We start from the raw sequence: 12,919 nt of genomic DNA on the forward strand, positions 1-12,919 counted from the left end.
TTTCCTGAAATGGTACGCCCTAGGGGATTCGAACCTCTGACCCAATGGTTAAAAGCCATTTGCTCTACCTTCTGAGCTAAGGGCGCATAATATGGTGCCCAGAACTGGACTTGAACCAGCACGACCGTTACAGTCAACGGATTTTAAGTCCGTAGCGTCTACCATTCCGCCACCTGGGCATTAATAATTTAATGCTATATAATTATAATACTTTTTTGCCAAAATGGCAATTTTTATATCATTTTTTTAGCATTAAACATTTTAAGCAAATATGCGCTTAAAATAAGATTATTTTTTTATAGTTGACTTAGTTTTTTCGAACAGTTCTATATATTGTTTGACCGATAATTCTTCTGGTCTTGAATTTAGATTAATAGACATATTATTTAGAATATTTTGAATATCTTTTTTATCAAAAGTATTAATAAGATTATTAATTAATGTTTTTCTTTTAAACTGAAAACATATTGATATAAATTTTAAATAAGATTCTAAATCTTTTATGATTGGAATATTTTTTTTAAAATCAATTCTAATAACCATTGAATCTACTTTAGGAACAGGTATAAAATTTTGGGCTTTCACAGTCACAATTTTATGAATATCAGCCATTGTTTGAATAGATACACTTAACTTGCCATATTCCTTAGTGCATGGTTTAGCAATTAATCTTTCTGCTACTTCTTTTTGAATCATTAGTGTTGCTCTTTTAATGAAATGTAGTTCATTAATTAATTTAAAAAGTATTAATGAAGTTATGTTATATGGAATGTTTCCTATCACTACTTTTTTAGTTTCAGAGGCTAAATTTGCTTTTAAAAAATCTTCATTTATAAAAGTTATATTATCTGGAATTTCTTTGTTTTGCCAATATTCATATATTTCATTATCCACTTCATAAGCACAAAGGCTTTTTACTTTAGGAATCATCAAATTAGTTAGAGCTCCCAAACCTGGTCCTATTTCAATAACTTCTTCATTATTAACTTCGGCAGCATCTACAATTTTTTGTTGTATTTGTTTATTGACTAAAAAATTTTGACCAAAACGTTTTTTAGGTTTAATGTTCATTTTAAACTCCAAAAACTTTCTTGACATTTTGCCTTACTTGTTCAACTAAGACACTTTCTTCTATACCTTTAAGATTAGCAATAAATCTATAAACATATTCTACATAAGGACTAATATTAGGTTTGCCTCTCATTGGAGTTGGTGCTAAATAAGGTGTATCAGTTTCGCAAAATATTCTATCAATCGGCACTTCTAAACAAGCTTCTTGCAAATCTTTGGCATTTTTAAAAGTTACTACACCAGAGAAAGAAAAATAAAAGTTATCATGCTTTATACATTTTTTTGCAAATTCTTTGTTGCCACTAAAAGAATGAAAAACAAATTTAGTATTTTTATATTCCGGCTTAGAAATAATGTCATATGCATCTTCTAATGCATCACGAATATGCATAACTACAACAATATTATGTTTTTGAGCAACTTCTATTTGTGATATAAAACCTTCTTTTTGAATTTCTTTTGAAGGTGAGTCATCATAATGATAATCTAAGCCAATCTCGCCAATTCCTATTACATCATTTGTTATTATTGATTCAAGATATTTACCATCATTAGAACCTTCAGATAGTGTTGGATGTATTCCAATTATTGGATATAAATATTTTTCTTTAGCGCATAATTCCAACAGTTCTGCTGAATCTTCTTTAGAGGTACCGTTTACAAACATTAATTCCATGTTGTCCTGGTGTCATGACTTAACCACATCATGAGGGTTTTCATAATATTCTTTAAAGGGGTGTGTATGTATATCAATATATTTCATTAATCTAACCTTTCTAAAATTTTCATTATTATGTCATTAATTTTATTGCTTACAATTTGAGTATTATTTTTATATTCATCTGAATTACTTGGATTAATAAGATTGTCAGAAATTACTTTAATAACTGAAATTGGTTTTTTATAAAAATTAGCTGTATGAATTAAAGCGCCAGCTTCCATATCAACACTATAAATATCGTCAAAGTTATTATCAATAATTTCAATATCACTTTGAGTTGAAAATCTATCAGCTGTGGCATTATTGACTTCATCTAAATTTAAAAAAGCATTAATTCTTTTATTTAATGAAAAATCAGTTTTAAATTCTTTAATGTTGTTTGGTAATTGACCCAAACTATAATTAGGCAAGCAAGTTAAATTTACATCATAATAGTAACTATTTTTAATTAAATAAGCTTGAGAAATATTTGAATCTTTCAAACCTCCAGCTGAGCCAATATTAATAATGTAATCTATTTCAAATTTTTCATTTGCTAAAATTCAAGATAAAAATAAAGCACTATTTACCTTGCCCACTCCACAATGAACTACATAAAATTCTTTATTTTTATATTCACACAATAATAATTCTTGGTATTTAGAATAATCATTATCTAATGTTATTGTTTTCTTAACTTTTATTGATTTTAATATATCAACACTTTCTTGTTCTTCAGCAAATATTATTAGTTTCATATACACTAATCCCTTCAATGATAAATATAAATAATATTATATATTTATTAACTAAATTTAAATTGAACTAAAAATTAGAAATAAAAAAGCGGAATATATTTCCACTCAATATTATCAATTATAAAATTATTAGGCTACTAAACCATATTTTTTTAAGGTTCTTGCATTTTTAACAGTTACTCTAAGAGTTTTTTTAGAACCATTGTCTGTTTTAACAGTTACTTTTTGCAAGTTAAGGTCAAATTTTCTTCTTGTGGCATTTAAAGCATGTGATCTCTTATTTCCACTTAAAGCTTTCTGACCGGTTAATTGATCTCTTCCTGGCATTTTTTCTCCTTAATCTTTGTAAACAATATGTTAATATTTTATATTAAATTTATTTTTTTTAAGTTTTTTAGGTTTTTTATTCTTCAGCCGCTTTGATGATATATAGTTCATCATCTATTCAGACTGTGTCGCCAACTCTAATTTTTGCATTGCGACCTTCAGGAACGCGGTCATTAATTTTGATTTTATGAACACTTAAAAAGAATTTAGCCATTCCACCAGTACGGCAAATACCAGCTTTTTTTAGGAATTGAGCTAATTTAATCTCGTTGCCTTTAATTTCTACTTTCATTAGAAGCCTCTCTGTGGTGTAATTAAATGAAATAAATTAGGATTCGATTCTGAAGTTATTACAATTCGCATCTTATCTGGAGTAAAAGAAAGTTTAATTTTATCTTCAAAACTTTGGATTGCTTCTTTTAAGAATCTAGAATTTAAAGCTAATTTTAACTCTGAATCTGAATAACTAAATTTATTTGATTTAATTTCAGCGTTAGCCATTTCTTCTCTAGTTGAAGAAATAGTTAAAACCTGATCTTGAATTTGTACTCTAATTTTGTTGTAATTTTCACTAATTATTACTGAAGCTTTGTTCAATAAATTATTTAGTTCTCTTTTAGATATCTCTAAAGTATGCTCAAAGTTTTTAGGAATAATTTTAGATACATCTAAATAGACTTGATCAACTACTTTAGATTCAATAATTGTACCGTCAATTTGGAATAAAATCTTTTGATCAGAAACATTTAAAACTACATCGCCACTATGTTCAAAGTTTAAAAGGTCTTTGATGTTCTTAGCTAATATTGAAATATTGAAGTTAACATCGTCTTCAATTTCCACAATTTCTTCAGCATATCTATATTTATCAGTTGCAACAAATTTAAGTTTGTTGTTTTGTGCTGAAATATTAATACAGCATAAAATAATGTTAGTTTCTAGTGTTGAAGCTGCCACTCCTACGTTTCTAATAACATTCTTAAGTACGTTTCAATTAATTTTAACTTTATCACCATAAACAGAAAAATCAATTGGTGGATAATCATAGGCACTATATAGATTTAAAGTAAATCGATCATTTTCAGATAAAACTTCCAAACTGTTTTCTTTTACTTTTAATAAAATATCATTTTCAAGTTTTTTAATAATATTTCTAAATAAAAATAAATCCACCAAAATTACTCCGGGAACAATGATTTCAGCATCAAGACTTGCTGGTATTTCATGTCTAATGCTTATTGCTCCGTTTGAACCTATTAAAACAATTTTGTTTCCTTCAGCTTCAATTCTAATTCCTTTCAATTCTGGTATAAAAGGATTAGAATCAATTGCCTTAGCCACTTTTTCAATTGCAGAATCCAGTAATAATTTATTAATCTTTAATTCCATGTTATATCTCCTTGCTTAAAAGTTATTTAGACAACTTTTTTAAATGAAAGTTGAATTTTTTCTATTGCTGTACGCAAAGCAGCATTTTTTTTCATATTATTTTTAATTCATGTCAACGAAGCAATAATTGTTGAATGTGCTTGGTCTCCAACCATTTTTCCAATTTCTTGCAATGTCATATCAAAATTATTTCGAATTAAATAGATTGCAATTTTTCTTGGAATAACCACTTCCTTAGACCTACTAATACTTTTAATTTGTTTTTTTTCAATTCCATAATATTTGCAAACTGTTTCAAGTATTTTTTCTGGTGTAATATTTTCTTCCGTTTTAGTTACATTTTTGAATATATTTTGAATGGTTCTTAAATCATATGTAAAAAAATCATCACCCTCTGCAAATAATTTTATTCTACTAATTGCTCCTTCAATAGCTCTAATTGAAGTAGAAAAATTTCGCCCAATATATCTTAATGATTCTTCTTCTCATAATTCTGGATCAATTCCATTTTCAGAAAGCTTAAATTTAAGAACTGAAATAACATCATCCATTTGTAGCTTATTAATTTCAATAATTAAGCCGCCTTGAAATCTAGTAATGAATCTTTGTTCAAACCCACCTAAATCTGAAGGTTCTTTATCAGCACAAAATATAATTTGTTTACCATTTGTTTTCATTGTATTAATGACATTGAACAAAACATTCAGTGTGCTTTCTTTATTACCATATTGCTGAACATCATCAAACATCAAACAATCGTAAGAAGTTAAATGATCTACAATTTTATTAATCTGTTCCTGATTTTTAGATTTTAGTTGCTCTACTAATTGCCGTGTTAAATTATCAGGATTAATATATAAACACTTCTTATTTTGGTTGTTTAATTCATTACCAATGGCATGTAATAAATGTGTTTTTCCTAATCCACTATTTGAATGAATAAATAAAGGGTTGGAAATATCTTCATAGTTCACACAAATTTTTTTTGCTGCCTTTAAAGCCATTTTATTAAAATTACCTGTAGCATAATTACTAAAAGTTAAATCATCTTTTACATTACTTTTAGTTGATTCTGTAATCATTTTTTCTGTTTTTTTCTTATCAATTACTTGAGCTATTTCATCCAAAGAAGAAATCAAAATTAAATTAATCTTTCTTTCTAAACTATTTGATACAGCTCTTTGAATTGTTTGAAAAAAATTTGTTTTAACATATTCAATAATTGATGGTCAACATTGAATATATGCCGAGTTTTTATCAACATGAACTAGCCTTAAATCAGAAAAAAAGTTATTGTATATCATGCGGTCACTTGCAGTATTTTTTAGTTCTGTTTGTAAAATACCATTACTAACACTTAGATTAATTTCTTTTTCTTCATATTTCATATTTAGAATTATATTTTAATAAAAAAATATTTCTGGAATTAATGAAAATAAAACTGATTTTTAAAAATTTATTGACATTTTATTGACATAATCCTTTCAATAAAATAAGGTTAATTTAAGACTAAAATGTAATGAATTTTGTTTATTGACATTATTTTTTTATCAAAATTTTTCTTGTCAATAAAGCTAAAAAATACCTTAAAATTCAATGTTTTTAGACAATATGATTTCAAAATTTCAGTAGTGAATTTCGTTATTAATTTTAATTAATAATATAGCCGAAAAATTTTATTTTTTTTGGTAAAATATATTCTAGTATTTTTAGACACTTATAAAAAGGAGAAATTATTTATGAAAAGAACATATCAACCTAAAAAACGTAAACATATTAAAGTTCATGGATTTATGGCTAGAATGCAAACTAAAAATGGTCGTAAAATTTTAGCAGCAAGACGTGCTAAAGGAAGACATAGACTAACTGTATCAGATGAAAAATAATTTTGATGCTTTTTTTATGTATTAAATTTTTAACAAATAAATAAAATATGAATAAAAAAAATACTGTTAAAAAAAATTGAGAATTTCAAAAAATTCTTGATACCCGAAGCCAAGTCATTTCTCGAAATTTGATTATTTATTTTACTAAGTCTAATTACTTTAGAGTAGGAATTTCAATACCTAAGCAATTTGCGAATGCCGTTAAAAGAAATCATTATCGAAATCAAATTAGATCAATTCTTAGAAAAATGGATACTAGTAAGATTAATTATGACACAATACTGATAGCTAGAAAAAGTTTTTTTGCTCTTACGTGAGAACAAAAAAAAGAAGCTATTTATAAAATATATGAAAGGATAACAGATGGCAAAGAATAATAGTTCTAAACATTATGATGCATTTAGAATGAATCAAACGCCACAAGCAAAGAATCCCAAATCTGTAATGAAGCAAGTTTGGAAATGAATTAAAATTGTTTTAATTATTTTCTTTGTTGGAATTGGTTTAGTAGGCTGTATTCAGTCAGTTGCAACCAAATCTGGGGTTAAAGTCGGTTCAGGGCAAGAAGTTTTAACTAAAAAAGATTATATTTCACCCAATATAGTTACATTAAGATGAAACAAATTTAAAAACGAATTCGAAAATGTTAACTTGCAAAAAGATAGTGGTATTGCCGCAAACACTTATTTAGGTCTTGATGACCCTGAACAAATTAAAGCTCTAAGGGACCAAGATGATAAAACAGGTGGACAATATGGAATTTATGGCGGTTCATCTTTTGCTTTACAACTTCAAAAACAAAAAGAAAATATAAAAAATCCAAGTTCTAATTCAGCAGATTGACAAAATATTTCAAATATTGAAATTAAAAATGAGCCTGGTAAAAAAGGTGTTGTATATGGAAATGGTAAAAGACACATTTATGTTAACTTTGGTGATGGCAAAGGCAACGGAAAAACAAAAATTTACAATCCTGTTAATAAATTAAGTGATATATATGTGCCAATTAATTTATTATTTGAATCTTACCAAAAATGACCAAAGAGCGGAAAAGACTCTATAACTCATCATGACTACACACACATCAAATCATTGGAAGTGGCTAAAGTATCTTTAGCTGCAACAAGTAATTCTGATATTTATAATCTCTTGTTATCTGATATTTTAACTAGTTTAATAATTGAAACATTTAATACTTGATTAAATGATAAAAATAATAGTTCAATGTTTGGTCAAACAATAGCAAAGAGAAATGCTAAAACTATTGAACAACTAAAAGCACTACCTAGAGAACAATTAATAGATGAATGAAATAAATATATTCTTTCTTTCAAAAACTCTGTAGGTCCTGGAACTCTTACTTTTACTGAAGAAGAAGGCAAAGCATTAAATGTATTATTCTCTAGTGCTTCAAAAATGATGAAAAGCTATTTATCAATGACATCTTTTGTCAAAACAAACCGCCCTTCAAATGATCTCGATTTTGGAAAAGATATTAACCATTATTATGTAAGTTCAATTAATGAAGCTGGTAACTATAAGCCTGATCATTGAAAATTTAAATTATTTAACTCAGATGCTTTGGTTCCACATAAACCAATAAGTACTTATAAAGAATTCTGAAACCATGGACCATTTTATGGAATCTTTGTTCATCCATTTACACACTTTATGAATTCAATCATAAGGTCTCTTGGAACAACAGGTTGAAGTGTTATATTAGCTTTAGTTGTTACTGTAATTATTGTTAGATTGGTAACATTCTTCCTATCAGCTAAAAGTATTTTTAGTGCTAATAAAATGGAAGAATTAAATCAAAAGAAAGCAAAAATTGAAGCTAAATATGAAGCTTACAAATATGATAAGCAAATGCAACAACGTAAGCAAATGGAAATAAGTGAATTATATAAAAAGGAAAAAATTTCTCCTGTTGCACAATTTGTAAGTTCACTTATAACATTACCAATTTTAATTGTGGTATTTAGAATTGTATCTACTTCTCCAGAAATCAAACAAGTTACTTTATATACAATTCAACTTTCTGCAACTTCAGTTTCTAGAATTTTTAGAGCCAAAGAAATGCAGTACTTGCCGATAGTTTTACTCTCAACTGGAGTTCAACTACTCGCTCAATTTATGCCTAAAATACTCAAGATGCGGAAGAAAAAATCGCTTCGAGCCGATGCATATCAGCAAGCTGCAATGAAAAAATCAAATAAAAAGGCAATGATAATCCCAATTGTATTTGTATTTATAGGTCTATTCTTTAGTGCTGGATTACAAATATATTGAGTAATTGGTGGACTATTTACTATATGTCAACATATTGCAGTTCACTATATCCAAAAAACCAAATGATACAAACACAAATTGGAACCATGATTATTTAAAAAAGAAGCTACTGCTTAATAATGCAAACATAAAAATCAAGTGCGCTTAATCACTTGATTTTTTAGTTAACTTTGTTTTTAGATTTTTTAGGCTTCTTAGGTTTTGGCAATAATTTTTCCTTTAAAAGTGTTGCTGAAGCAAATATTGAATATAGTGATAAAAATGGAATAATAAATATAATTGAAAAAATAAAATATTTAGAGAGTTTTTTATCGTTCATTTCTTTAGCTAATTTAAAACCAAAAGCTGAATTTAGAATAATAGCAAAAATAATTCCAGCAAATAGGATGGCAATAAAAATATAACTAAAATTAGAAGTTCATGATTTATTAATCTCAAAATCTGGTAAATAAATTGCTAACAATACACCTATAAAAGCACTTAAAATAACTAAAAAAGAAGCACCTAAAATGTATTGATTGTAGCATATTTTTCTCATTTTAGCACAAGGATCAACTATTACATCTTTTTTCACATTACTCTCCAGATAACATAATATTTATTATGATATATAATTTTATTATATTAAGCAAAATGCTTTTGTTTTTTAAATCAAAATAAGGAAAAAAGATGAAATTAAAAGACTACATATCAATATATTTTTTTAAAACTAAAAAAATTGCTCAAAAGTATCGTAAGAATGATATTGTAACTTTGCAATTTTTCCAACGCCACAATAATATTAAATTATGTGGAATTAATGAAGTTTTAAAACTATTATGTAAAAACACAGATACTTCAAAATATATAATTCGTTACCTACCTGAAGGTTCCATTATTCACAATCGTGAAGTAGTTTTAGAATTGGAAGGACGCTATTATGATTTTGGTATTTGAGAAGGTATGATTGATGGAATTTTAGCAAGACAAACTTCTATTGCCACTAATGCTTATAATGTTATAAAAGCTGCTAATGGAAAAACAGTAGTAAGTATGGCAGATCGAGCAGACCATTATATTAACCAACCAAATGATGCTTATGCTCTTAAGGTTGGTGGAATTCAAAATCATTCCACTTTATTAAGCTCAAACTATGATTTGGCTAGAACGTTTGGCAGTATGCCGCATGCGCTAATTCAAATGTTCAAAGGAGATGTAGTAAAAGCCACAGAGGCATATCATAAAGCTTTTCCTAATGATAACCTTTATGCATTAGTAGATTTCCATAATGATGTTATTTCTGATTCGTTAGCTTGTTTAAAAAAATTTGGAAGCACTCTAAAAGCAGTTCGAATTGACACATCAAAAGCACTGATTGATAAAATGTTTACCGAAGGGGAAGCAGAATACGGAGTAACACCTACTCAAGTAAAACGATTGAGAGAAGCTTTGGATGCTAATAATGGCAAACATGTAAAAATAACTGTTTCTAGTGGTTTTAATGCTAAAAGAATTAAAGAGTTTGAAGAAGAAAATACGCCAGTTGACACATATGGAGTCGGAGCTTCATTGCTAAAAATTTGAGTTAATTTTAGCGCAGATGCTACGAAATTAAATGATAAATTAATTGCTAAAGAAGGTCGAGGTTATTTAAAAAATGATAAACTTAAACAATTCAAGGGAGAAATTTTATAATGCAAGATCAAAAAATAAAAAAACAAGAGATCAAAGATAAAATATTTAATGTCCTAGGGTTTATTGTAATCTTTGCCTTTTTGGTTATTGGAATTTTATTATACTTGGCAGCAAACAAGGTATTAGGCAAAATAAACAAAGCTGGCATAATTTCTTGTTACGTATTTGGAACCATATTTTTAGTCTTATTTATTTTAATAATTATTAAAATTATACTTATTTTAAGGTCTGAAAACAAATATGCCAAAAGTGCTGTTGACGTTAGCAAAGTATTTGAAAATTCTGAACTTGATGAAGAACAAAAACAAACAAATGACCTTTTTAATGAACAATATTCAAATCAAATATCAAGTCTAAATATTTATTTTGGTGTATTTGCTGCTATTGAATGTAAATACTACAAAAAAGACGTTGATATAAATAGTCCTGTTGTTAGGATGTTAATTCAAAAAATGATAATTGAAACAACAAAAGAATTTGGCATCTTTGATGTTTACTTAGCTATTGATTTTTCAAAAAATTTAAATCGTAAATTAGTTTGAAAAAACGATTTAAAGAGATATAAAACATATTTTAATTACATTAGAGAAATTTTTCATGCAGCTGATGATTATATTTATGATAAATATTTCATCACTAAAAAGAAATAGAATTTATAAATAAATTGAAAGTATTTTAATTTAAGAAGAGCCTCATTAATTTATGAGGCTTTTTTACTAACTTTAAATCTCTTATAGCTCACGCTATATTGTCATTTTAGGTTTTTAAGTATTATAATAATTATGTTATATATATAAATAATTAAACAATTATTATTAATTTAAGAATAATATTATTTTATTGAGGAGAATAAAATGGCAAAAAATACTTGAGTAATTGCTAAAGATGCAATTGAAGCACATGATAATATTTTTATATTTCATCACATTAGACCTGATGGAGACTGTTTAGGATCTCAATTTGGTTTAAGAGAATTAATCAAAACTAATTATCCCAACAAAAATGTTTATGTTTTCGGAGATGCAATTGGAAGTTTTCCATTTATGAAATGAGATTTTGATAAATTTGAAGATGTTCCTAAAAAACATTTTGAAAATTCATTAGGGGTTGTAGTTGATGCAAACTCTTCAAATCGTATACAATTTGCAAACTACATTTTAGAAAAAAACTTTAGTCATATGTTAAGAATTGACCACCATCCTGTGGATCCAGATATAAATTATGATTACACATGAGAAGATGCAACATATGCTGCTGCTGCTGAACAAATTGGTTATATCGCAATGAAAATGAAATGAGAAGTAACAAAAAAGGCTGCAGAATATATTTATTTAGGAATTAATACCGATTCCGGAAGATTTCAATATGAATATGTTGTTCAAAGAACTTTTGATGTTATGTCATATTTACACAAAAATAATGATTTCAAGGTTTGAGATGTTAATTTTCAATTATCAAAAAGAGATGAAAGAAAAGTTCGTTTTGCAGCTTATGTTTTATCTAAATATAAATCTGAAAACAAGGTGTTATATTTTCATGTAACTAAGAAAATTCAAAAGAAATTTAGTTTATCTGAAAATGAAGCAAATGATGTAAATATTTTAGCAAATATTGGAGATTGTAGAGTTTGAGTATTCTTCATTGATATGGAAGACGGAACTATTAGAACTCGTGTTAGATCTAACAGTGTTTGAATTAATCACATATGTGCTAAATACAAGCCTGGAGGAGGACATGAAGTGGCCGCAGGTGCTACATGCCGCTCAAAAACAGATATGAAATCAATAATTAATGAACTTAAAGCTGAGGTTGCTAAATATGATAAAAATTAATGATGAAAGAATGGCAATTTTTAAAGACATAGAGCAAAAGATTAAAAACCGTAAAAATGTTGTCATATTTCACCATATAAGACCTGATGGAGACTGTTTGGGTTCTCAATTTGGGCTAAAGAATTTAATTCAAGAAAACTGACCTGATAAGAATGTTTATGCAATAGGAGATTCAAAAGATAGCTATTCTTATTTAGATTTTAGCATGGACAAATTAGAAAAGAAACCTTTAGATGACTCTATTGCAATTATAGTAGATGCTAATTTTAAAGAACGTATAGAATGTCGTGATTATTTAGATGAAAAATTATTCAGCGAAGTTATAAGAATAGATCATCACCCTAATGATGACGATTTAGAATCTTCATTATCTTGAGTTGATCCTATGTCACCTGCTGCTGCACAACAAATAGCAGAAATGGCATATGGTTTAAACTGAAGAGTTAATGCTAAAGCTGCAACTTATTTATTTTTAGGAATTTATACAGACTCAGTAAGATTAACAACCAACTTAGTTGATGATAAAACAATGCACTTAGTTGCTTGATTATATTCAAAAGGAGCAAAAAAAGATTTAATCCACTATGAAATGGCTAAAAAATCTTTAGTTGACATTAAAATTAATTCATTTATTCAACAAAATATGAACATTAACAATGAAGTAGTTTCTTTTTATTTCAAACTTGAGGACCAACATAGATTAGGAATACTAGACCCTTTGAAAGCTAATAGACCTTTTACATTAGCTAACATTGATGATAATAAAGCTTGGGTATTTTTTACTGAAGAAGATAAAAACCAAATTAGATGTGAATTTAGATCCACAGGAGCATGTGTTAGAAATGTTGCTGTTAAATGAGGTGGTGGTGGTCATCACAGGGCTTCAGGGGCGCAAATTCATGATGAAAGTTTAATTCCACAAATTGTTAAAGACTTAGAACAAGAAGTTACAATTCTAGAAAATTATGATTAACAAAAAGCCGCAAATTT

General features: G+C 27.2%; 15 protein-coding genes and 2 tRNA genes. 7 read left to right on the forward strand and 10 right to left on the reverse strand.

Annotation, left to right across the window (positions count from 1 at the left end; genetic code table 4):
* Positions 1-10 precede the first annotated feature (10 nt).
* The 9 genes from JXZ91_RS00790 to dnaA form a co-directional block, all read right to left on the reverse strand.
* Positions 11-86: transfer RNA gene (locus JXZ91_RS00790), tRNA-Lys, on the reverse strand.
* A 6-nt stretch (positions 87-92) separates the two neighbouring features.
* Positions 93-179: transfer RNA gene (locus tag JXZ91_RS00795), tRNA-Leu, on the reverse strand.
* Positions 180-288: 109 nt separating this feature from the next.
* The gene (gene rsmA / locus JXZ91_RS00800) at positions 289-1,071 is read right to left on the reverse strand and encodes a 16S rRNA (adenine(1518)-N(6)/adenine(1519)-N(6))-dimethyltransferase RsmA (RefSeq protein WP_205851112.1); all 783 of its coding nucleotides are present in this window, start codon (positions 1,069-1,071) and stop codon (positions 289-291) included.
* Position 1,072: 1 nt separating this feature from the next.
* The gene (locus JXZ91_RS00805) at positions 1,073-1,834 is read right to left on the reverse strand and encodes a TatD family hydrolase (RefSeq protein WP_205851113.1); all 762 of its coding nucleotides are present in this window, start codon (positions 1,832-1,834) and stop codon (positions 1,073-1,075) included.
* On the reverse strand, positions 1,834-2,529 hold the full coding sequence (mtnN, locus tag JXZ91_RS00810; RefSeq protein ID WP_205851114.1) for a 5'-methylthioadenosine/S-adenosylhomocysteine nucleosidase: 696 nt from the start codon (positions 2,527-2,529) through the stop codon (positions 1,834-1,836). Before mtnN ends, JXZ91_RS00805 begins: the two co-directional genes overlap by 1 nt.
* Before the next feature lie 129 nt (positions 2,530-2,658).
* A complete protein-coding gene (gene rpmB / locus JXZ91_RS00815) occupies positions 2,659-2,856 on the reverse strand; it encodes a 50S ribosomal protein L28 (RefSeq protein ID WP_205851115.1) in 198 nt (65 codons plus the stop codon).
* A gap of 76 nt (positions 2,857-2,932) precedes the next feature.
* On the reverse strand, positions 2,933-3,148 hold the full coding sequence (locus tag JXZ91_RS00820) for an RNA-binding S4 domain-containing protein (RefSeq protein ID WP_205851116.1): 216 nt from the start codon (positions 3,146-3,148) through the stop codon (positions 2,933-2,935).
* Positions 3,148-4,245 carry a DNA polymerase III subunit beta gene (gene dnaN, locus JXZ91_RS00825; RefSeq protein WP_205851117.1) on the reverse strand — a complete coding sequence of 366 codons (1,098 nt, stop codon included), beginning with the start codon at positions 4,243-4,245 and terminating at the stop codon, positions 3,148-3,150. The genes JXZ91_RS00820 and dnaN overlap by 1 nt, the downstream gene beginning before the upstream one ends.
* Positions 4,246-4,271: 26 nt before the next feature.
* Entirely contained in the window at positions 4,272-5,633 is a 1,362-nt protein-coding gene (gene dnaA / locus JXZ91_RS00830) for a chromosomal replication initiator protein DnaA (protein ID WP_205851118.1), read from the reverse strand.
* Between the two features lie 351 nt (positions 5,634-5,984).
* Here dnaA and rpmH point away from each other — a divergent pair, with 351 nt between their 5' ends.
* Genes rpmH through yidC form a run of 3 tightly spaced genes read left to right on the forward strand, consistent with a single transcriptional unit; the run spans position 5,985 to position 8,540 of the window.
* Complete coding sequence (gene rpmH / locus JXZ91_RS00835) at positions 5,985-6,131, forward strand: 50S ribosomal protein L34 (protein ID WP_205851119.1); 147 nt, start codon at positions 5,985-5,987, stop codon at positions 6,129-6,131.
* 47 nt (positions 6,132-6,178) lie between these two features.
* Positions 6,179-6,508: a ribonuclease P protein component gene (rnpA, locus tag JXZ91_RS03135; RefSeq protein WP_205851120.1), complete on the forward strand. Its 330-nt coding sequence runs from the start codon at positions 6,179-6,181 to the stop codon at positions 6,506-6,508.
* On the forward strand, positions 6,495-8,540 hold the full coding sequence (yidC, locus tag JXZ91_RS00845; protein ID WP_205851121.1) for a membrane protein insertase YidC: 2,046 nt from the start codon (positions 6,495-6,497) through the stop codon (positions 8,538-8,540). Before rnpA ends, yidC begins: the two co-directional genes overlap by 14 nt.
* Positions 8,541-8,583: 43 nt before the next feature.
* Here the strand turns inward: yidC and JXZ91_RS00850 are convergent, their stop codons facing one another.
* On the reverse strand, positions 8,584-8,997 hold the full coding sequence (locus tag JXZ91_RS00850; protein ID WP_205851122.1) for a hypothetical protein: 414 nt from the start codon (positions 8,995-8,997) through the stop codon (positions 8,584-8,586).
* A 95-nt stretch (positions 8,998-9,092) separates the two neighbouring features.
* Here JXZ91_RS00850 and JXZ91_RS00855 point away from each other — a divergent pair, with 95 nt between their 5' ends.
* The 4 genes from JXZ91_RS00855 to nrnA (JXZ91_RS03575) all read left to right on the forward strand — a co-directional run bounded on the left by JXZ91_RS00855 (position 9,093) and on the right by nrnA (JXZ91_RS03575) (position 12,902).
* Positions 9,093-10,097, forward strand: coding sequence for a nicotinate phosphoribosyltransferase (locus JXZ91_RS00855; RefSeq protein WP_205851123.1), 1,005 nt, complete (start codon positions 9,093-9,095; stop codon positions 10,095-10,097).
* Complete coding sequence (locus tag JXZ91_RS00860; protein WP_205851124.1) at positions 10,097-10,747, forward strand: hypothetical protein; 651 nt, start codon at positions 10,097-10,099, stop codon at positions 10,745-10,747. Before JXZ91_RS00855 ends, JXZ91_RS00860 begins: the two co-directional genes overlap by 1 nt.
* Before the next feature lie 204 nt (positions 10,748-10,951).
* The gene (gene nrnA, locus JXZ91_RS03570) at positions 10,952-11,929 is read left to right on the forward strand and encodes a bifunctional oligoribonuclease/PAP phosphatase NrnA (protein WP_205851125.1); all 978 of its coding nucleotides are present in this window, start codon (positions 10,952-10,954) and stop codon (positions 11,927-11,929) included.
* Positions 11,916-12,902 carry a bifunctional oligoribonuclease/PAP phosphatase NrnA gene (nrnA, locus tag JXZ91_RS03575; RefSeq protein ID WP_205851126.1) on the forward strand — a complete coding sequence of 329 codons (987 nt, stop codon included), beginning with the start codon at positions 11,916-11,918 and terminating at the stop codon, positions 12,900-12,902. The genes nrnA (JXZ91_RS03570) and nrnA (JXZ91_RS03575) overlap by 14 nt, the downstream gene beginning before the upstream one ends.
* Positions 12,903-12,919: the final 17 nt, after the last annotated feature.

Source organism: Mycoplasma enhydrae, from assembly GCF_017116825.1.
In the GTDB taxonomy this organism is placed as follows: domain Bacteria; phylum Bacillota_I; class Bacilli_A; order Mycoplasmatales; family Metamycoplasmataceae; genus Metamycoplasma; species Metamycoplasma enhydrae.